General features: G+C 38.5%; 24 protein-coding genes. 19 read left to right on the plus strand and 5 right to left on the minus strand.

Annotation, left to right across the window (positions count from 1 at the left end; translation table 11 throughout):
- Positions 1-21: 21 nt before the first annotated feature.
- The 5 genes from FCL54_RS10405 (at position 22) to FCL54_RS10420 (ending at position 3,700) form a co-directional block, all read left to right on the plus strand.
- Entirely contained in the window at positions 22-813 is a 792-nt protein-coding gene (locus FCL54_RS10405) for an NRDE family protein (protein ID WP_138126062.1), read from the plus strand.
- Positions 801-1,694, plus strand: a complete 894-nt coding sequence (locus FCL54_RS10410; protein ID WP_138126064.1) for an EamA family transporter — start codon at positions 801-803, stop codon at positions 1,692-1,694. The genes FCL54_RS10405 and FCL54_RS10410 overlap by 13 nt, the downstream gene beginning before the upstream one ends.
- 157 nt (positions 1,695-1,851) lie before the next feature.
- On the plus strand, positions 1,852-2,028 hold the full coding sequence (locus FCL54_RS23940) for a hypothetical protein (RefSeq protein WP_171016774.1): 177 nt from the start codon (positions 1,852-1,854) through the stop codon (positions 2,026-2,028).
- A gap of 146 nt (positions 2,029-2,174) precedes the next feature.
- A complete protein-coding gene (locus FCL54_RS10415) occupies positions 2,175-2,876 on the plus strand; it encodes a Type 1 glutamine amidotransferase-like domain-containing protein (protein WP_138126066.1) in 702 nt (233 codons plus the stop codon).
- A gap of 149 nt (positions 2,877-3,025) precedes the next feature.
- Positions 3,026-3,700, plus strand: a complete 675-nt coding sequence (locus FCL54_RS10420) for a YpjP family protein (protein ID WP_138126068.1) — start codon at positions 3,026-3,028, stop codon at positions 3,698-3,700.
- A gap of 345 nt (positions 3,701-4,045) precedes the next feature.
- On the opposite strand, the gene FCL54_RS10430 is transcribed toward FCL54_RS10420, so the two are convergent.
- Complete coding sequence (locus FCL54_RS10430; protein WP_138126072.1) at positions 4,046-4,282, minus strand: YuzB family protein; 237 nt, start codon at positions 4,280-4,282, stop codon at positions 4,046-4,048.
- A gap of 273 nt (positions 4,283-4,555) precedes the next feature.
- On the opposite strand from FCL54_RS10430, the gene trxB reads away from it, so the two are divergent.
- Positions 4,556-5,503 (plus strand): thioredoxin-disulfide reductase, encoded by a 948-nt coding sequence (trxB, locus tag FCL54_RS10435; protein ID WP_138126074.1) that lies wholly within the window; start codon positions 4,556-4,558, stop codon positions 5,501-5,503.
- Positions 5,504-5,893: 390 nt separating this feature from the next.
- Here trxB and FCL54_RS10440 read toward each other — a convergent pair whose 3' ends face one another.
- Positions 5,894-6,340: an Hsp20/alpha crystallin family protein gene (locus FCL54_RS10440; RefSeq protein WP_138126076.1), complete on the minus strand. Its 447-nt coding sequence runs from the start codon at positions 6,338-6,340 to the stop codon at positions 5,894-5,896.
- Between the two features lie 116 nt (positions 6,341-6,456).
- On the opposite strand from FCL54_RS10440, the gene FCL54_RS10445 reads away from it, so the two are divergent.
- Positions 6,457-7,407, plus strand: coding sequence for a thymidylate synthase (locus tag FCL54_RS10445; RefSeq protein ID WP_138126078.1), 951 nt, complete (start codon positions 6,457-6,459; stop codon positions 7,405-7,407).
- A 72-nt stretch (positions 7,408-7,479) separates the two neighbouring features.
- Positions 7,480-7,968: a dihydrofolate reductase gene (locus tag FCL54_RS10450; protein WP_138126080.1), complete on the plus strand. Its 489-nt coding sequence runs from the start codon at positions 7,480-7,482 to the stop codon at positions 7,966-7,968.
- A 265-nt stretch (positions 7,969-8,233) separates the two neighbouring features.
- Here FCL54_RS10450 and FCL54_RS10455 read toward each other — a convergent pair whose 3' ends face one another.
- Positions 8,234-8,944: a Rossmann-fold NAD(P)-binding domain-containing protein gene (locus FCL54_RS10455; RefSeq protein ID WP_138126082.1), complete on the minus strand. Its 711-nt coding sequence runs from the start codon at positions 8,942-8,944 to the stop codon at positions 8,234-8,236.
- A 92-nt stretch (positions 8,945-9,036) separates the two neighbouring features.
- A complete protein-coding gene (locus FCL54_RS10460; RefSeq protein WP_138126084.1) occupies positions 9,037-9,357 on the minus strand; it encodes a 2Fe-2S iron-sulfur cluster-binding protein in 321 nt (106 codons plus the stop codon).
- A gap of 211 nt (positions 9,358-9,568) precedes the next feature.
- On the opposite strand from FCL54_RS10460, the gene FCL54_RS10465 reads away from it, so the two are divergent.
- From FCL54_RS10465 to FCL54_RS10495, 7 genes are all read left to right on the plus strand, one after another.
- On the plus strand, positions 9,569-9,805 hold the full coding sequence (locus FCL54_RS10465) for a hypothetical protein (RefSeq protein WP_138126086.1): 237 nt from the start codon (positions 9,569-9,571) through the stop codon (positions 9,803-9,805).
- A 58-nt stretch (positions 9,806-9,863) separates the two neighbouring features.
- Positions 9,864-10,157, plus strand: a complete 294-nt coding sequence (locus FCL54_RS10470; protein WP_138126088.1) for a hypothetical protein — start codon at positions 9,864-9,866, stop codon at positions 10,155-10,157.
- 186 nt (positions 10,158-10,343) lie between these two features.
- A complete protein-coding gene (locus FCL54_RS10475) occupies positions 10,344-10,529 on the plus strand; it encodes a PLD nuclease N-terminal domain-containing protein (RefSeq protein WP_246055205.1) in 186 nt (61 codons plus the stop codon).
- On the plus strand, positions 10,530-11,435 hold the full coding sequence (locus tag FCL54_RS10480; protein ID WP_138126090.1) for an ABC transporter ATP-binding protein: 906 nt from the start codon (positions 10,530-10,532) through the stop codon (positions 11,433-11,435).
- A complete protein-coding gene (locus tag FCL54_RS10485; protein WP_138126092.1) occupies positions 11,435-12,214 on the plus strand; it encodes an ABC transporter permease in 780 nt (259 codons plus the stop codon). Before FCL54_RS10480 ends, FCL54_RS10485 begins: the two co-directional genes overlap by 1 nt.
- 233 nt (positions 12,215-12,447) lie before the next feature.
- The gene (locus FCL54_RS10490; RefSeq protein ID WP_138126094.1) at positions 12,448-12,855 is read left to right on the plus strand and encodes a DUF2203 domain-containing protein; all 408 of its coding nucleotides are present in this window, start codon (positions 12,448-12,450) and stop codon (positions 12,853-12,855) included.
- Between the two features lie 294 nt (positions 12,856-13,149).
- Positions 13,150-14,340, plus strand: coding sequence for a M20 metallopeptidase family protein (locus FCL54_RS10495; RefSeq protein WP_138126096.1), 1,191 nt, complete (start codon positions 13,150-13,152; stop codon positions 14,338-14,340).
- Positions 14,341-14,370: 30 nt separating this feature from the next.
- Here FCL54_RS10495 and FCL54_RS10500 read toward each other — a convergent pair whose 3' ends face one another.
- Positions 14,371-14,955 carry a cell wall hydrolase gene (locus FCL54_RS10500; protein ID WP_138126098.1) on the minus strand — a complete coding sequence of 195 codons (585 nt, stop codon included), beginning with the start codon at positions 14,953-14,955 and terminating at the stop codon, positions 14,371-14,373.
- A 313-nt stretch (positions 14,956-15,268) separates the two neighbouring features.
- On the opposite strand from FCL54_RS10500, the gene FCL54_RS10505 reads away from it, so the two are divergent.
- The 4 genes from FCL54_RS10505 to FCL54_RS23945 all read left to right on the plus strand — a co-directional run bounded on the left by FCL54_RS10505 (position 15,269) and on the right by FCL54_RS23945 (position 18,257).
- The gene (locus FCL54_RS10505) at positions 15,269-15,736 is read left to right on the plus strand and encodes a GNAT family N-acetyltransferase (RefSeq protein WP_138126100.1); all 468 of its coding nucleotides are present in this window, start codon (positions 15,269-15,271) and stop codon (positions 15,734-15,736) included.
- A gap of 97 nt (positions 15,737-15,833) precedes the next feature.
- Positions 15,834-15,965 (plus strand): RAxF-45 family protein, encoded by a 132-nt coding sequence (locus FCL54_RS24610; RefSeq protein WP_281281365.1) that lies wholly within the window; start codon positions 15,834-15,836, stop codon positions 15,963-15,965.
- Between the two features lie 150 nt (positions 15,966-16,115).
- Positions 16,116-18,014, plus strand: coding sequence for a ribosomal protection-like ABC-F family protein (gene abc-f / locus FCL54_RS10510; protein WP_138126102.1), 1,899 nt, complete (start codon positions 16,116-16,118; stop codon positions 18,012-18,014).
- 72 nt (positions 18,015-18,086) lie between these two features.
- On the plus strand, positions 18,087-18,257 hold the full coding sequence (locus FCL54_RS23945) for a hypothetical protein (RefSeq protein ID WP_171016775.1): 171 nt from the start codon (positions 18,087-18,089) through the stop codon (positions 18,255-18,257).
- The last annotated feature ends 219 nt before the right edge of the window (positions 18,258-18,476 follow it).

Raw genomic sequence — 18,476 nt, forward strand, 5'->3', positions numbered from 1 at the left:
ACAGTGAAAGGTGTGCTATCGATGTGCCTGCTTTCGTTTGCTTATCAAGTACATCCTGACTATCCGTTGATTTTAATATCGAATCGCGATGAAGTATACCACCGGCCGACTGCCAGAGCCCATTTTTGGAAGGACTATCCATATGTATTAGCCGGCAGGGATTTAGAAAAGAATGGAACATGGCTGGGAGTGACCACAAGTGGTCGGTTTTCTGCTCTAACGAATTATCGTAAGCCTGGAGAAATACAGAAATCTACATCCAGAGGTGATTTGGTCTCTGGCTTTTTGACTGGAACCCAGAAGATTTCTGAATACATAGCCTGTTTAGAGGCATCTGCGGATAACTATAATGGATACAATATTATCGCAGGAAGTTTGGATGATCTATGGTACTTTTCAAACTGTTCTATGCAATCGCAAAAAGTGAAGCCGGGAATTTACGGATTAAGTAATCATCTGCTTGATACGCCATGGCCCAAAGTCAGAAAGATAAAATCCGCCCTGTCTGATTATCTGGCTTCAGCGGATCCTGTGACTATTGACGGGCTCCTTCAGCTTTTATTAGATGGAGAAAAGCCGAACGACGAGGATTTGCCTGATACAGGGGTAGGCCTGGAATGGGAAAGGATTTTATCCCCTGTTTTTATTAAATCTGAAAGATACGGCACCAGGGCAAATACCGTGATCCTTATCGACCGAATCGGCAACTTATCTTTTTATGAAAAATCTTTCGATAGCGGAAAGTTTTTCACTTCTAGCTACAAAATCAAGCTTGGCAATGGCAATGGAGTTGGGGAATCATGCGTTATATAATGATGGTTTCTCTTGGTGCTTGCTGTTATGGGGTACTGTCAACTATAGTAAAGTTAGCTTATAACGATGGACTCAGGGTAGATGAAGTAGTAGGGAGCCAGATGGTAATAGGAGTTCTTTTACTGTGGATGATTACGGTATTTACTTCCAATAAACGCTCCTCATTGAAAGAAGCTTGCTTACTTTTGTTCGTAGGTGCAACTACGGGATTGACCGGGATTTTTTATTATAATTCTCTTCGGTTTGTAGATGCGTCGTTTGCGGTTATTCTGTTATTTCAATTTACATGGATAGGAGTACTAATTGAATCACTCTGGAAAAGACAAAGGCCGTCAAAAGGGAGAATTCTTGCCCTTATCCTGCTGATGGCAGGAACCTATTTAGCAAGCGGTATCCATGGAACTGGCATACAGGAATTTTCTCTGATTGGAATTTTACTTGGACTCGGGGCAGCACTATGCTACTCCCTGTTCATTTTATTTAGCGGCAGTATTTCAATAGAGTTGAATCCATGGGTAAGAGGGAGTTTACTTTCGAGCGGCGGTATGGTTATAACTCTCCTAGTCTATCCGCCTTCATTTATGATGGGGATCAATATGGATACTATGCTTTGGGGCGGTCTTTTAGCTTTGTTAGGAGTTGTTGTTCCGACAGTATTATTCACCACAGGAGTCCCTAAAATCGGTGGGGGAATGGCTGCAATCCTGGGGGCAGCAGAATTGCCAATGGCTATTTTTGCTTCAAGTCTTTTACTCAGAGAAAGGGTAACATTTCTTCAATGGGTTGGAGTAGTTGTTATTTTGCTAGGGATCATACTACCGGAACTTAACCGAAAAAAGTATAAACACTCTCCGGGGGAACATAAACGATTAGTTAGCTAATTTTTTTTAATCATAGGGACGCCAACTCATGAATACATTTAGTTTCTAACTAAGCAAAAACCACAGAAAGAATCGTTAGAGGATTAGTAAAAAGTATTCAGTTTATATTTTCTAGTAAAGGGTATATGTTGTCCAACATTTACTGGGAGGGATTACGATGAAAAGAAAACGCCACTATGTTGAAGATCAGTTGCTTAAGGAAGCTGCGGGTATTAGGGAATATAAAAAAATGGACGTCCTAAAGTTTTCCAGAAAGCCTGGTCGAAGCATAGGAAATAAACATCCCAGAAAAGAAATAACCAAAACAGGAACGTTGTTAAATCCTCAATATTGATTTTTTAGATGGACTTTTGTCCATCTTTTTTTGAGGAATCATGTTGTTTTATGAAACGTTATTTATCATGGTTTCTCATGAAAAAAGGATTGGAGCAGAATCCGTAGAACATTTAACTGATATTTCAATGGAAAAGGAGAATTTAAATGAGTCAGCAAATAATCGCCATGGGTGGCGGTGGATTCTCAATGGAACCGGAAAACCTCTTATTGGATCGATACATACTTGAGCAGACTCACAGGACAACCCCAAAAGTTTGTTTTCTACCAACTGCCAGCGGAGATTCTGAAAATTACATCAACCGATTTTACGCATCCTTTAATAAGCTGGATTGCACACCGTCTCACTTATCGTTGTTTAAACCACATGTCTCTGATTTAAAAGAATTCATCCTTGAAAAAGATGTAATTTATGTAGGTGGAGGTAATACTTTTAACCTGCTTACTTTATGGAAAGCGTGGGGGCTTGATGTGGCTTTAAAAGAAGCATGGGAATCAGGAGTTATACTTGCCGGGCTAAGTGCGGGGTCGATCTGCTGGTTCGAGCAAGGTATAACAGATTCTTTTAGTGGATCCCTATCAAAGCTAGACTGTCTGGGTTTTTTGCCAGGAAGCAATTGTCCACACTATGATGGAGAAGAAAACAGAAGGCCATCCTTCCATGACCTTGTTCTGAATAGGGAAGTTACCCGTGGACTTGCTGCTGATGACGGTGTGGCTTTCCATTTTAAAGGAAACGATCTCTATGAAACGGTAAGTTCTCGACCAACTGCGATGGGTTATCATGTTTATAATCGAGATGGGGAGGTTTTAGAAGAAACGATCAAGCCTGTATTTTTAGGCGAATAAAAAGAACTCATTAAAATATGTATTAACTTTGTTTTCTTAGAACCTTTTAGTTCATTTTTCACAAATGTATGAATATTTTTGGATGCACTGGCATTTCTGTAGCTTTCATGAGAAAATATAGTGTATAAAATCTGAAAGGGAGAAAGCTAATGCCACTCTGGATCAGAAAAATATTTGTAATATTTATCGCTATCGTTACACTTGGAACAGTAATTCCAACAAACTACCTATATTCTGAAACTGAAAAATCTAAGGCAGACTATATAAACTCGAATGAAGGACAAGACCTCTCAGAAGGCCTGTCTCTAAATGACGATGAAATCAGTTTACCAGATTTAGATTCCGATCAAAACAAAGATACCAGTATATTTACTCCCTGGAGTGAAATTGCTTCAGCTTTGACTGACTATAACGAGTTAGCGCCTACTTTTGTAGATTTTGCCGTACGGGAAGCTGAAGTACAGGGAATTCAGAAGTTTGGTACTTACATAGCAGACCAGGTAGGAGACCAATATTTAGATACTATTTTACCTCAGATAGAGTTGGTTATGAACAATTTAACCGATGAGATGGATGAAGAAATGCTGAGGCATGTAATTGTCTCAACAAAGCCTGCTGGAGGGACAGGGGAAAAGATTCTCCATTTTTATGATGGCAGGTCAGGAAGAGATATTTTTCGTTTCCATGTTAGAAGAGACCATCCGCCCCAGGATGGATACTGGTTTAACTTTCATTACCACAAAGCATCCGATAACTTCGAATCCCACCATGATTTAGGAAAAATTTATTGGGATAAAAATACGCCGCCTAACTGGATGGCATAAAGTTAGTTAAACACTGTTCTCTATCCTTGAACAGTGTTTTATTTATTTTTGTGTTGTACAAAATCGTTAAGAAAGGGATTGGAAAAGTGGAGTTAGTAAAATGCATAAGGGACGTTTATAAAGAACATGAAACATATATTGAACACGTAAGGCCAAAATGTCTTTTTAAAAAAGGAAATATCTATCCTGCGTTTCTGGAAGGTGAAGATTATTGGGTAACAGTTGATGAAGAAGGCTTCCAACATGTTATTAGCTCAGAAAAAGAAATTGGGGAAGACTTTTGGTTTTCTTTTCGATTTCAAAGCCTTTGAAAATAAAAATACAACCTACGACAGGTTGTATTTTTTAGAACATAGGATTTTCTTCAAGAAATTGATAAACGTTGTCAACGAGTTCTTCAGGTGTGTTACCTGTAACTCTTTCTCCGTTGACTAAACAGAAAATGGATTCTGCACAAAGCGTGCAATGGCTTAGACAGGAATATTCAATAATATCAAAGTCAGGATCTTCTTCTAACATCTCCATTGCTTTATAAGAACCATTTGCAAGATTGCTTATACAAAATTCTATAATCGGATTCATTTCTTATCACCTCTAATAACAAAAAACATCACATTAAACAGTAACAAACAAGGACATCTACTTATTTTAACAAGCTTTGTCGAAAAAGAAAAATAAAATGGATAAAAACATTTAAGCAGGAAAATTCAAGGTGAGTATTATATATACTATAATGATTGTAGTAGGATACTCCCGGAAAATAATGTTATCTATTTTCAAGGCAAAGAAGAGAGTAGATGGTTTAAATCGGCTTAATTAGGAAAAACATATAATGAATGAAGGAGGATGGATAAGATGTATAAAACAGTTATTGTAGGAACAGGGCCTGCTGGACTAACAGCTGCCATTTATCTTGCCCGTGCAAATATGGAACCGTTGGTTATCGAAGGACCAGAACCAGGTGGGCAATTGACGCTGACAACAGATGTGGAAAATTTCCCTGGTTTCCCGGATGGAATCATGGGTCCTGAATTAATGGAAAATATGAGAAAACAAGCAGAGCGTTTTGGAGCTAAAATTCACAAAGGCTGGGTCACTGACGTTGATTTATCCAACCGGCCTTTTAAACTAAAGGTTGATAATCTGGGGGAAATTGAATCACAGGCTGTTGTAATTTCTACAGGTGCAAGTGCTAAAATGCTTGGAATTCCTGGGGAAAGTGAAAACATGGGCCGTGGCGTTAGTACCTGTGCTACGTGTGATGGCTTTTTCTTCCGCGGCAAGAAAATAGTCGTGATCGGTGGCGGAGATTCTGCGATGGAGGAAGCAACCTTCTTAACGAAATTTGCTTCTGAAGTAACGATTGTTCATCGACGCAATGAAATGCGTGCTTCTAAAATTATGCAAGAGCGTGCACAGCAAAACGATAAGATCAAGTGGAAGCTGAACTATTCTCCAGTGGAAGTAGTTGCGGAAAACAATAAAGTCTCTGGTATAAAAATTAAAAATAATGAAACAGGCGAAGAGGAACTGTTTGAAACGGATGGAATTTTTGTTGCTATCGGACATAAGCCTAATACCGACTTTTTAAAAGGCCATCTTGATATGGATGAAAAAGGTTATCTTAATGTGAAAGCTGGAACGACAGAAACAAATGTGGAAGGCGTCTTTGCCTGTGGAGATGTGCAGGACTTTACTTACCGCCAGGCTATTACAGCAGCTGGTTCTGGCTGTATGGCAGCAATGGATACGGAAAGGTTCCTTGAAGGAACAGCATTTGTGGACTGGAGTATCAGTAAGTAACAAATTAAATTTATGAAATAATATAAAGCCTGGTTTATTCCAGGCTTTTTTGTACTTTGCACGAAGAAAATGGGAAGTTAATTTTCGAGGAGTCTGCGTGTATTTCTTTCCTTGAACTGTGGTTTGACGTTCCACTTCTTTGAGATACGTCAATTGATTGGAGCAGAGGGCAGGCGACTCCTGCAGGATAAGCAACAGCTGAAGCGTTGCCCGCGGAAAGCGAACTGCCCGGAGTGGAAAGGAATACTGCAATTGCGTCACCGTACATCTATAATTTGTAGCTTATTAAGCAACAAAATATGCCAAAAGAGACTTATTTTGAAAATTGAAAAACACATGCCGTTTACTATCATTAGTTGGCATGTGTTTTTTTGATTCTCAGGGAAAATACTATTCAATATCCAGGAACCGTTGTTTGTTACCTTTGATATCGGATTTAGGAATGCGAACTTCCAATACACCGTTTTGATATCTGGCTTTCGTATTTTTGGGAGAAACATGATAAGGAAGAGGAACAATTCTTTCCATTCTTTCATACGATCTTTCTTTACGGTAATATTTATGGTTCTCATTTATTTCTTCAATCCTGTTATCGTTTTCAACAGAAATTCTAATTCCTTCGTTCAATACCTCTACATCGATCTGTTCTCTTTTCACTCCCGGAATTTCAGCCTCTACGATGACATCAGCATTTGTTTCGTAAATATCTACTCGAAAAGATCTACCAGGGAAAAAATTTTGAAAGGGATCTTTCCAAAAATCATCAAAAGAATTCAGCCACTGCTTTACCACTGGATCCTCAAAAATTTTTGGCAGTTTGTCTTTTTTAGATGCCATTGGCTTTGCTCTCCTTTACACCGTTTTTTTCAATAATTAACATATGATTTGCAAGGTAAATGGTGCACACAGTATGGTAAAATGAAAGATAATTGTACGGATGAAAGGAGAAAATAATGAAGCAATACCAGGATTTATGTAAACATATCTTACATACCGGAACCAAAAAAGAAGACAGAACAGGAACAGGAACAATTTCCGTTTTTGGTTATCAAATGCGATTTGATTTAAAGGAGGGATTTCCTTTATTAACGACAAAACGGGTTCCGTTCCGTTTAATTGCAAGTGAACTTTTATGGTTCATTAAAGGGGATACCAATATAAGATATTTACTTCAACATAATAATCATATTTGGGATGAATGGCCATTTAAAAAGTATGTAGAATCTGAAGAATATAAGGGGCCTGATATGGCTGGTTTTGCCCATCGCGCTCAGCATGATGATGAGTTTAGGAAGATTTATAAAAATGAATTAGATAGATTCTGCAGTCGCATTTTAGAGGATGATGAATTTGCAGAAAAATGGGGGTCGATTGGCGCAGCTGCTTATGGTGCCCAGTGGAGAAGTTTCCAGGGACCATACGGATCAACGGATCAGCTAAAAGATGTCATTGAACAAATCAAAACAAATCCTGACAGCCGCAGGCATCTAGTAGTAAGCTGGAATGCGAATCAATTCTCACATGGTGAGGCACTTTTGCCACCATGCCATACACTTTTTCAATTTTACGTGGCGGATGGAAAGTTAAGCTGTCAATTGTATCAGCGTTCAGGTGATGTATTTTTAGGAGTTCCTTTCAATATTGCCAGCTATGCGCTTCTTACACATCTGATTGCTCATGAATGTGGTTTAGAAGTTGGAGACTTTGTTCATACATTGGGTGATGCCCATCTTTATTCAAATCATCTGAATCAAGTTAATACGCAGTTAAGCCGTGACACAAGGCCACTTCCAAAACTTAAACTCAATCCGGATGTGAAATCTGTTTTTGACTTTGAGATGGAGGATATTAAGATTGAAGGATATGATCCTCATCCGGCAATTAAAGCGCCTGTTGCAGTTTAGTCTTTAATTTTGTTATTTTTGCTCCGGAATGTGGAGTTACAGGTTTATTTTCTGAAAGGGGTTTTACAAACTATGATTTCCTTTTTAGTCGCAATGGATAAGAACAGAGTGATCGGCAAAGATAACGATTTGCCCTGGAGGCTTCCAGCCGATCTGGCATATTTTAAGAGACTAACAATGGGGCATCCTATTGTTATGGGAAGAAAAACCCACGAATCGATAGGCCGAGCTCTGCCCGGACGGGAAAATTTTGTCGTTACGAGAAGTAGGGATTTTGTTGCACCAGGCTGTACGATTCTTCATTCGGTCGATGAAATTAAAAAGATGGAATCAGTGCGTGATGATGAGATTTTCATCATTGGCGGAGCAGGATTGTTTGACGAAACGCTGCGTTTTGCTGATAGGCTCTATATTACTGAAATTGAAGAAGTTTTTGAAGGGGATACTTACTTTCCGCCGGTCGATTTTTCAAATTGGAAAACTATTTCAAAAGAAAAAGGCATTAAGGATGAAAAAAATCCTTACGATTATTATTTTGCAGTGTATGAAAAGATCAAATAAAACTCGCTGACCGGAAAGTCTTTAGGCAAGACGAAGAGATATTCAAAATTAAAAACGATGTCGAACATTATCTTTTGCTAAAGGAACTGAGCTTTTCCTGCTCTAGCGAATTGTATATTTGTAGCGGGCTTAGGCATCCCATTATCATTTGAGATAGTGGAAGAAAACTTGCGGAATATCCGAACTATGGTTCAAAATTCTTTCATCAGAATTTGAATAGTTCGGATTTTCCTTTGGTTAAAAATACTTTTGTCCCTAATTTGGTTTACTTGTCTTTTCTATTATTTTCCATTTCCAAAGCTATTTGATTGCCAAAATGCCCGAGATTCCCTTTTGAATAGGAACGGATTACTTCAGGTAAAACCGAATCCATTGCTTTGGTTATATAAATAGGTTTAATCCCTTCTGCAGTAAAACTGTTTTCTAACTCCTTGGATGCTTTGATAGCATACCAGGTTGCCCGACGGTTAATTTTTTCTACGACAGCTTCATCATCATAACAAACGTCACCTATTTTATTGAATAGGTTTACAACTCCTAAGCATTTTTCACCAACATTATTTCGTTCTGGGGTAATAAAAAGCCCTTTTCCATGTTCCAACAGATCCTGTGCATGACCCATAAACTTCATACCCATTAATTTAAGGTCTGGATATTTCTGACGCAATTCAGATGTTTGTTTGGAAGTTGCCAGATTAACGAACAAAATGTTGGATAACAAGAGGTTTTGTTCCAGAAGTGAATCGAAAAACTCCTCGATTTTAGAAGCAGGCAATACCAGTAAAAATATGTCAAGTTTTTCTATATCAGTAATAGCTTCCAGTTTGTTGCTATGTTGGAATTGTCTTGAAAAATTCTGTGCTTTTTTAATATCGGGATGGTATACGTAAGTGCCTATTTTCACTTGGTCAAACTGCTTCATAAGAGCAGTACCAAGCCGTCCGATTCCGGCCATTCCAATTTTTAAAGGTGGCATTTCTAACCTCCTGTTAAACTAAAGTTTTATAAAACGGTTACCCTCCTACAAAGTAGAGAAAAACCACCATCTTACTGGTGGTTTAGGTATTGTTACTTTTCAGGTCTCGGCCCTGCATCAAGTCCTGTTTCGGATTCTGTTTTAATAGGGCGTACTTCACAGTCACCGTTCACTCTAACCTGACAGGATAAACGTAAGTTTTCTTCAACACCTTTTCGTTTAAAGGCTTCCTTTTCAATTTCAGTAAGCTCTCCAAAATCTCCATCGATGACTTCTACACGGCATGTTGTACATTTAGCTTTTCCACCACAGCGGTGAAGGATATCCACGCCATTGTCTTCTAATGCTAAAACTAACTTTTTTCCCTCTTCAACTTCAAATGTTCCTTTTTCTGGTACAATAACTTTTGGCAATTTTCTTACCTCCTGTATGTAACTTAAGTTTCCTCACTTAACTATTCTATACAATATAACGAAGAATTTGAAGGGCAACATATTTCGTTCAAAATTAAACCTTTAATTTTTTCAGAATTGTCAAATAAAAAGGGGTTGGTCTGTTTAAAATGGGTTATAATAATAGTGAGAAGATAATATCTTCTTAATATAAAGCAGGGGGGCGGTCGGCATGGCTGCTGTAAAACACGTCTTAGCTTTTGGCCCGTATGTCTATCGGATTGAAGAAGTTGACAATGATTTAGTTCTCGAACTCTTTATGACCCCTGAAAAAGGTGAATCAGTACCATATCTGAAAGTAAAAGGTGTTGATGCATTGCTTCAGCTTCGCAACATCTTGAATCAAGTTATTGAAGATACGAAAGATGATCCCGTTGACGAAACCGATTTTGAACATGTTCCTTATTAAGCCGCTTAAGAAGCGGCGTATTTTTTAATAAAAGAAAAGGTTAAGGAGGAGTAATTGGTTGTATAAAAAGATGAGCGATGCACTGGAACAAGTCCTTAGCGATTGGCGGCTAATGGAGACTAATTTAGATCAAAACACAGAAGTGACAGTGAACTTTGAAGAAAATTTTTATATGTTTACAAATTTGCTGAAAGAGTGGATGGTAACTCTTGAACATCCACCTGAAACACTCGAAGAAGCTGAAGAGATAGCGGAAATAAAAGCAATAGAGGAAAAAATTCCTGTACCCATCTTAGTTCCATTCCTGATTGAATTAGATAATATTATTCTTGAAAAGCAAAACCATTGTTAGAAATCCTTTTCGAATAAAAGAAAAGGATTCTTTTTTGTTAAATTTTTTCTGTTTGATAGGTTTTTGCTTTTATTCAAGTATTTTCAGGGAATTTTAGCATAACTTTACAAAAAAAGGATTGCGTATTTGTAGTTATAAAGTTATAATTTAGATGATTTTCTAAATGTCTAATGAGGGGGAAGGCTAGTGGATTTGAATTGGGCGTTAATTGCTCCTGTCATCATATTGGAATTTATCTTAATGATAGTTGCGCTTGTTGATGTTATTAAATCAGACGATACAAACGGGCCTAAATGGCTATGGGTCCTTGTTATCCTTTTCATCGGTTTTCTTGGACCGATTCTATACTTTGTTATCGGGAGGAAGCGCTAAGTGAGTCTGGTAACAGTTACTGATCTTACTAAACATTTCGCGGATAACACCGCTGTTAACAACGTTTCTCTTTCGATCGATAAGGGAAAATGCATCGCTTTATTAGGGCCGAACGGAGCAGGGAAAACGACAACGATTAAAATGCTTGCAGGTTTATTGAAGCCGACATTCGGAACGATTCAATTCGAAGGATCAGAAGAAAGAGATTACCGAAACTTAATTGGTTATTTACCGCAATATCCTGCTTTTTACCGTTGGATGACTGGAAAGGAATACCTTGTTTATGCTGCGGAATTAAGTGGTTTACCAGATGGTGAAGCAAAAGAAAAGGCAGAAGAGCTTCTAAAAATGATGGGGATTGAAGAAGCTGCAAAAAGAAGGATAAGCACGTATTCGGGAGGCATGAAACAAAGGCTCGGACTGGCCCAGGCAATGATCCATGATCCGAAACTGTTAATATTAGATGAACCGGTTTCAGCACTGGATCCTGTCGGTCGTTATGAAGTCCTTGAAATGATCCGCAAACTGAAAGAAAAAACAACTATTTTATTTTCAACCCACATCTTACATGATGCGGAAGAAGTGAGTGACGATATTTATATTATCCGAAATGGGGAAATCGTATTATCCGGTACGCTTCAAGAACTTCAGGAAGAACATCAGCAACCGGTTATCGTGATCGAAACAGCTGAAAAAAATGAAGAATGGCTTGGACAGCTAGAAACCTATGCATTCGTTGCAAACGTTGCTTCAACAAGAGCAGAAATTCGCATAGAAGTAAACGATGTCGATGAAGCAAGAAATCAGATTTTGAAGGATATACTTTCCTTTAATATAAAAGTGAAGACATTTAAAGTGGGGTATACCTCGTTAGAAGATTTGTTTATTAAGAAGGTGACGGAATAATGGGCCAGTGGTTTATATTGTTCAAAAAAGAATGTATGGAAAGCTGGCGTAATTATAAGTGGTTATGGATGCCGAGTGTTTTTCTTATTTTAGGCTTGATGCAGCCCATCACAACCTACTATTTGCCTGATATTCTAGCAACCGCTGGAGAGCTTCCCGAAGGCTCAGAAATTTCGATTCCAATACCTCCTGCACCTGATGTCATCGCCGCGACGTTCGGACAGTTTTCCCAGATCGGAATTTTAGTCCTCGTTCTCGCTTCGATGGGAATAGTTGCAGGAGAACGAGCCAGCGGAACAGCAAGTATGATACTTGCAAGGCCCGTGTCAAGGTTTTCCTTTATATCAGCTAAATGGGCGGCCATGCTTTTATTAACATGGCTTTCCTATCTGGTTGGATACGCAGGAAGCTGGTATTATACGTTTTTATTAATTGGTGAAGTAGAAGCAACCAATGCGATCGGGGCTTTCTTCGTTTATGGACTCTGGTTAACATTTGCAGTAACATTAACGGTCTTTTTTAGCACGATCTTAAAAAATGCAGGTATAGTAGCCTTTCTATCTATCGGAAGCCTGCTTGTTATATCAGCATTATCCCATACGTTAACAAAGTTATTAGCATGGAGCCCCGGAAGGCTTTCTGTCCATGCGAGCAGTATTGTCTCTACAGGTGAAGGAGCGGACCACTTTTTTCTTGCGCTATCAGTTTCGATCGGAATTATAATAGTTTTACTCATTCTTGCTTACTATCTTTTCAAGCAGAAAGAATTAGTAGAATGAAGTAGCAGACCCGGCATTCTTTGCGGGTCTTTTTTATGCATTAAAATAAACGGCAAGACGGAAAATGATACAATTGGCTGTTTAGCAACAGCTTGCTAAAGGAGAAGTTGCATAGGGCGATTTGAAAATTTTCTGATATTTTTATAGGATGGTAATAGAGGTTTTTTATTCTGAATCGATTAAAAATTCTGTTGATTCCCCATAAAGAAAATTGCATTATTGGAGGTGAGCGCATGGCCAGGAAATATTTTACTTTAGAGGAAGCGAACGAAATTTTACCGGAAGTATCAAAAGAATTGGCAAGAATAAAACAGATAAAAGAGGAATTTAACGAGTTATACCAGCAACTGCAAATGCATCACAAAACATTGCAATACAGGCATAAAACCAGAGCAGATGCCGATATTATGTTCAAAAAAGAAACACAGATGGAATTTATGGAGATCGAAGTTAAAACATATATTAGGAATATCGTCTCAAAAGGAGTAGAGATCAAAGCGATTGACCAGGGGCTTCTTGATTTCCCGGCCCAAAAAGACGGAGAAGAAATTATGTTGTGCTGGAAAGAGGGTGAAGAAGAAATCAATTACTATCACGGTACTGATGAAGGCTTTGCCGGGCGAAAACCGATAACAGAATGAAGATACTATACAGAAGAAAGGAGGAATTGTTTCCCGGCCTTTCTTTTTTTTGTGTTCATTATCACCCATTTTTCAAAAAACCGGATATATAAAAGATAGCTGTTTTTGCACAAAAGCGATAAACTGCGATGTAAGTTACTGCTGATCGCTGCGGAAAGCGAACTGCCAGGAATGGAAATCAACGCTATAAAAATTTCATTCACCGTATTAAAAATAAATAAATAAAAACCGTTTAAACCAAATTCTAAGTAGGGAATGGAATGTATGTAAAGAATGGACGAGGGAGTGAACAAAATGGCAAAAACAGATTTGGAATTTAAAGACCTTACGGAACAGTTTCTAGACGAGATTATTGAAGCAAGGCGGCATATTCACCAGCATCCTGAACTGTCTTATAAAGAGGATGATACTGCTGAATTTGTAATATCCTACCTTGAAAAGTGGGATATACCTTATGAGCGAATGATCGGTACCGGAGTCATTGTTGATATTAAGGGAGAAAAGGGAGATGGCTTAGATATCGGTGTACGAGCAGATATTGATGCCCTTCCAGTGAATGAACAAACAGATCTTCCATATGAATCGGAACATGAGGGAGTGATGCATGCTTGCGGTCATGACGCCCACACTGCTATATTGCTCGGCACTGTGTATCTATTGAACAAAAGAAAAAAAGATATGAAAGGCAGTGTGAGATGTATCTTCCAGCCAGCTGAAGAAGTAGGAGCTGCAAAAAAAATGATAGAAGCCGGAGTTCTTGAACATCCTCATATCGACAGGATCATGGCACTCCACCTATGGCCTTACGTGGACCTTGGCAAAATTGGCATCAAGTATGACAACATCACCTCATCTGCTGACAATTTTTCGATTAAAGTCAAAGGGGAGGCCGGTCACAGTGGAAGGCCTCATCAGGCAGTGGACGCTATCGCAATTGGAGCGGAAATTATTAAGGCGTTCCAGTTTCTTGTAGCAAGATGGAATAATCCTGTAAAACCGCTTGTTATTAACGTTGGCCAGATTGATGGCGGGAAAGCACCGAATATTATATCAGATGAAGTGAACCTCCATGGAACAGTACGAGCTGTTTATAAGGAAACCAGGGATGCTGCAGAAAAAAGAATTAATAAGCTTGTCCATACGCTGGCGGAAGAATACGGAGGAAAAGCGACAATTGATTACCAGAGAGGTTATCCCGCAATCAACAATGATGAAGAATGGACAAAATGGGTGGAGAAAAATGCAAGCGAAGTTCTCGGAAAAGACAATGTGGTTAAAATAAAAGAGCCCTCTATGGGAGCGGATGATTTTAGTGCTTATTCAACAAATGTACCGAGCACATACTTCAGGCTTGGAGTTCGAGAAGACGGCAAAAAAACATACGATCTGCATCATCCTAAATTCCAGTTCGACGATTCGGTACTAGAAACAGGGATGAAAGTATTCACAGCCACTGTCTATAACACATTAAGTAAAGATGAATAAAAAAAGCGCCGCTGTAGGCGCTTTTTTTCATTATTTGGCAAATCGATGCTTTCCGATTGTAACCGTCACTTCTCTTGTTGTAATCCAATCACTAGTTGCGGTTCTTGGGTTATAGAAATACAGGGAATCCTGTCCCTGGCCGCGAAATGCAATCGCTTCTTCTACAGCTTTTTTCGATGACCAGCTTGCAGGTTTGTTGATTTCTCCGTTTTGCACAGGTGTAAACGCATAATGCCCGTATGCTTTTTGATACACTACATTATGGACACTGTTTGGGAAATCGGAGCTGTCGACGCGATTTAAAACAACAGTCGCTACCGCAACCTTTCCTGCATACGGCTCCCCTTTGGCTTCAGCGTTTACCAATCTAGCTAACAAATCCTTTTCATAAGAAGAAATGGCAGATGGAATAGTTAACTTTTGACCAGCATACAAATAATTGTTCCATAGATGGTTAACCTTCTTAATTGCAGGCACTGGAACTTGATAGTTGTTACTGATTTCCCATAAAGTATCACCTGGCTGAACATAGTAATCAGAAGCAGCCTCGGTATTTGATCCGAAAAAGACCAATGCCGTACATAAACTGATTGTTGTTAAGACTAGTTTTTTCATAGTAAAATCCTCCTCTTTATTTTTCCGATATTAGGATAACAGGTAAACAAGGAGGATTGGTCAGGTAGTCATTTCCAATAATTTTTTTATTTTCTGTGAACTGCTTCATGATGCGGATTGTTCAGTTTAATTACATTTATATTACATTGTAATAAAAGAGGTAACCGCATCCAGGTGAGGAGGTTAAAAACAAAAATGGCGAAAAGTTCATCCTCAAAATAAAAAACTTTATTTCCTTTACATAGATATAAGGGATTTTTAGTAATATGTAATATAGAAAACTTGTTGCCTGTAGAGGAACGGAGGAATAATCATGATCGTTTTTGAAAAAGTAAACGAACAATTATTAGGTCTTCTAAAAGAGATCATTAATTCCAATCCTGTATACAACCGATTGGAAAATGGGCACGAACAGCGTACGATGGAGGAGATTAGAAAAGAATATTTACATCAGGATCATAATCGGGAAACGTGCCTTATTAAAGTGAACGAGAATTATATAGGGGTCATCGACTATATGATTCATAATCCAAAAGATAAAACACCCTGGCTGGGTCTTTTGCTGTTGCACGGCGACTACCAGGGATACGGTTTTGGGAAAAGGGCATTTAAACATTATGAATTAAAAATGAAGGCCTTAGGTTTAGAGAAAGTTAGATTAGGGATATTAACAGAAAATTTAAATGCTCGCAGCATGTGGGAAAAGTTGGGTTTCAGATACTTGAAAACGGTTAACGTAGAGCAAAGTGCGGTTGATTGTTATGAAAAACTAATATATTAAACAGAGACTACTAAAAAATCGGCAATAAACCTTGCAACGATACAAAAATATTGGATATAATATAAGGGATATGACGAACGCAGGAGGTGGAAAAGAGATGATTTATTCTGTAGCGCGCACGCAATTTATAGAATTCCTTCATATTTGCCGTGCAATTTTTCATGATGCAGTTGTTGACGGGAGAAGTATGCCCTTTTTTAACAATTGCATAATGACTACAGAATGGTAAGTAATCTCTTTCCCCATAAATCCATATATAATGGAACGAAAGAGAGCCCTGATGCTCTCTTTTTCTATTCCATCAAGTAGAGGATCTTTTTGGCCATGGGTAAGGTATCTTATCCATGGCCTTTTTCTATTTCGAAAGGAGAAAATAACAATGATCGTAAGTTCAATAAATAATATAAGTAAAATGTTCGGTGGTAATCTTATCTTTGAAAATCTTTCTTTTGAAGTAAATGAAGGTGACAGGGTAGGCCTGGTAGGGAGAAACGGAAGTGGAAAAACAACTATTTTCAAATTGATTGCCGGCATAGAGAATCCGGACACCGGTGAAATCCATCTTAAAAAAGGGACCAGGATTGGGTATTTATCCCAGATACCCACTTATTCCAAAGAGACCTATGTCAGAAGCGTTCTTGAAAGCGCGTTTTCTGATGCAATGGAACTGGAAAGGGAAATGAAACAAATAGAAACAAAGCTTTCAGCTGAAAGCGATAAGACATTGCTCCAGAAATTAGCAGAAAAGTATGGCGAGCTTCAAGAACAATACACCATGATCGGCGGATATGAAGTTGAAGCGAATATCCAAAAAGTAGCACACGGATTACAGATAAATAGCCTCTTAGATCAGCCGTTCCATAAACTGAGCGGGGGGGAACAGACAAAGGTATGTCTTGGTCTTATATTGTTGCAAAAAACAGATGTTTTGCTGTTAGATGAACCTACGAACCATCTTGATATTTTGGCAGTCGAATGGTTGGAAGATTTTTTAACGCAATATGCTGGAGCGGTGATCGTCATCTCTCATGATCGTTACTTTTTGGATAAAGTAACGACCAAAATTTTCGACCTGGAAGACGGAGAATTAAATGTTTACCACAATAACTATTCAGGTTTTGTAAAAGAAAAAGAGGAAAAACTGTTGCTGGAATTCAATGCTTATCAGGAACAACAAAAGAAAATAAAAAAGATGAAAGAGGCAATTAAGCGATTGAGAGAATGGGCTAACCAGGCCAATCCGCCAAATGCCGCACTTCATAAAAGAGCACGGAACATGGAAAGGGCGCTTGAACGAATGGAAAAGCTAAAAAGGCCGGTCCTGGAAAGAAAGAAGATCGCCCTGCAATTTGAACAAAACGACCGGAGCGGAAAAGATGTATTGCTTTTAGAGGATGTCTCAAAAACCTTCGGCAAAAAGACATTATTTAAAAATGCAAATCTTCATGTGCGATATATGGAGCGCATCGCGATTGTTGGAGAGAATGGAAGTGGTAAAACGACGATGCTAAAAATGATCATGAAATCACTGAGCCCTGATGCCGGAGATGTGCGAATAGGAAGCAACGTAAAAATCGGATATCTTTCCCAGCATGTGGAAGCAAGTCATATGAATGAAACCGTGCTCGAAGCTTTTCGGGATCAAGTAGCAGTAACTGAAGGAGATGCAAGACACATACTGGCAAAATTCCTTTTTTACGGCCCGGCAGTATTTAGAAAAGTTTCTCAGTTGAGCGGCGGGGAAAAGATGAGATTACGATTAGCACAGTTAATGCATCAGGACGTAAACCTTCTCATCCTTGACGAACCTACAAACCATCTGGACATCGATTCACGTGAAGTGTTGGAGGAAGCTCTTGAAGATTTTAATGGTACCATTCTTGCTGTTTCCCATGATCGGTATTTTTTAAACAAACTGTTTCATACTACCTATTGGATCGCAGATAAACGGTTACACCGGTTCGATGGAAACTACACATGGGCGTTCCCGAAACTAAAGGAGCTAATCAATAAAGAACCATCAGTCAATACGAAACTAGAGGAAATAGAAATTTCCAAAAGCCATTATATGAAAGAGCAGGCTGTATCTCCTGCGGATGCAACAAAGCCTATCGAAGAGGAACTGGAACAGTTGGAAGAGAAACTGTTCTTATTAGATAAGGAAATGGCTGAAGAGCACGATCTTGGAAAACTGCAGGCATTTATTGAAGAAAAAGAATCGCTTGAACGACAGCGAAACAAATACTATGAGCAGCTAGACGAATTGTATCTGGCATAAATGGGGGTTTGTAAAGGTTCACTAAAAAGGGAAATGTAACTATAACTCACCATCATAAAGGAGGCATTTAAAATGGCAAAGGATAAAAACATGAAAAACAAGCGGGAAACAGAAAAAGCCAACTTGGAAGCTAACGAAGCGTTTTATCCTGTCGATGAAGCGGATAAATCATCGCCAATCTCTTACTTGTATAACAACATGGCTGCGGTAGACGTAACAAAAGACAAAGACAGCAATCGTTAAGAATAAGGTGCGCCTGGAATGGCGCTCCTTTAAAAGGCAAAACATAAATTTCACGTACCGTATTTTAAATATATTTTTTATAAAAAGGAAAAAATAATTTAAGGAGGTGATAGAATGAGCGATTCAAAACAAAACCAAAAACATAATACAGAGATTGGAAGTGAACTTGCAGCAGATCAGAACAATAATAAAAAACATAAAAAAAATAAGAAGCAAAAG

This window comes from Exobacillus caeni, assembly GCF_005747095.1.
Classification (GTDB): domain Bacteria; phylum Bacillota; class Bacilli; order Bacillales; family Guptibacillaceae; genus Exobacillus; species Exobacillus caeni.

What these genes read in the sequence shown, in the direction of transcription:
- FCL54_RS10405 (WP_138126062.1), top strand. Translation starts at nt 22, where the DNA reads ATGTGCCTGCTTTCGTTTGCTTATCAAGTACATCCTGACTATCCGTTG.
- FCL54_RS10410 (WP_138126064.1), top strand. Translation starts at nt 801, where the DNA reads ATGCGTTATATAATGATGGTTTCTCTTGGTGCTTGCTGTTATGGGGTA.
- FCL54_RS23940 (WP_171016774.1), top strand. Translation starts at nt 1,852, where the DNA reads ATGAAAAGAAAACGCCACTATGTTGAAGATCAGTTGCTTAAGGAAGCT.
- FCL54_RS10415 (WP_138126066.1), top strand. Translation starts at nt 2,175, where the DNA reads ATGAGTCAGCAAATAATCGCCATGGGTGGCGGTGGATTCTCAATGGAA.
- FCL54_RS10420 (WP_138126068.1), top strand. Translation starts at nt 3,026, where the DNA reads ATGCCACTCTGGATCAGAAAAATATTTGTAATATTTATCGCTATCGTT.
- FCL54_RS10430 (WP_138126072.1), bottom strand. Translation starts at nt 4,282, where the DNA reads ATGAATCCGATTATAGAATTTTGTATAAGCAATCTTGCAAATGGTTCT.
- trxB (WP_138126074.1), top strand. Translation starts at nt 4,556, where the DNA reads ATGTATAAAACAGTTATTGTAGGAACAGGGCCTGCTGGACTAACAGCT.
- FCL54_RS10440 (WP_138126076.1), bottom strand. Translation starts at nt 6,340, where the DNA reads ATGGCATCTAAAAAAGACAAACTGCCAAAAATTTTTGAGGATCCAGTG.
- FCL54_RS10445 (WP_138126078.1), top strand. Translation starts at nt 6,457, where the DNA reads ATGAAGCAATACCAGGATTTATGTAAACATATCTTACATACCGGAACC.
- FCL54_RS10450 (WP_138126080.1), top strand. Translation starts at nt 7,480, where the DNA reads ATGATTTCCTTTTTAGTCGCAATGGATAAGAACAGAGTGATCGGCAAA.
- FCL54_RS10455 (WP_138126082.1), bottom strand. Translation starts at nt 8,944, where the DNA reads ATGCCACCTTTAAAAATTGGAATGGCCGGAATCGGACGGCTTGGTACT.
- FCL54_RS10465 (WP_138126086.1), top strand. Translation starts at nt 9,569, where the DNA reads ATGGCTGCTGTAAAACACGTCTTAGCTTTTGGCCCGTATGTCTATCGG.
- FCL54_RS10485 (WP_138126092.1), top strand. Translation starts at nt 11,435, where the DNA reads ATGGGCCAGTGGTTTATATTGTTCAAAAAAGAATGTATGGAAAGCTGG.
- FCL54_RS10490 (WP_138126094.1), top strand. Translation starts at nt 12,448, where the DNA reads ATGGCCAGGAAATATTTTACTTTAGAGGAAGCGAACGAAATTTTACCG.
- FCL54_RS10495 (WP_138126096.1), top strand. Translation starts at nt 13,150, where the DNA reads ATGGCAAAAACAGATTTGGAATTTAAAGACCTTACGGAACAGTTTCTA.
- FCL54_RS10500 (WP_138126098.1), bottom strand. Translation starts at nt 14,955, where the DNA reads ATGAAAAAACTAGTCTTAACAACAATCAGTTTATGTACGGCATTGGTC.
- FCL54_RS10505 (WP_138126100.1), top strand. Translation starts at nt 15,269, where the DNA reads ATGATCGTTTTTGAAAAAGTAAACGAACAATTATTAGGTCTTCTAAAA.
- FCL54_RS24610 (WP_281281365.1), top strand. Translation starts at nt 15,834, where the DNA reads ATGATTTATTCTGTAGCGCGCACGCAATTTATAGAATTCCTTCATATT.
- abc-f (WP_138126102.1), top strand. Translation starts at nt 16,116, where the DNA reads ATGATCGTAAGTTCAATAAATAATATAAGTAAAATGTTCGGTGGTAAT.
- FCL54_RS23945 (WP_171016775.1), top strand. Translation starts at nt 18,087, where the DNA reads ATGGCAAAGGATAAAAACATGAAAAACAAGCGGGAAACAGAAAAAGCC.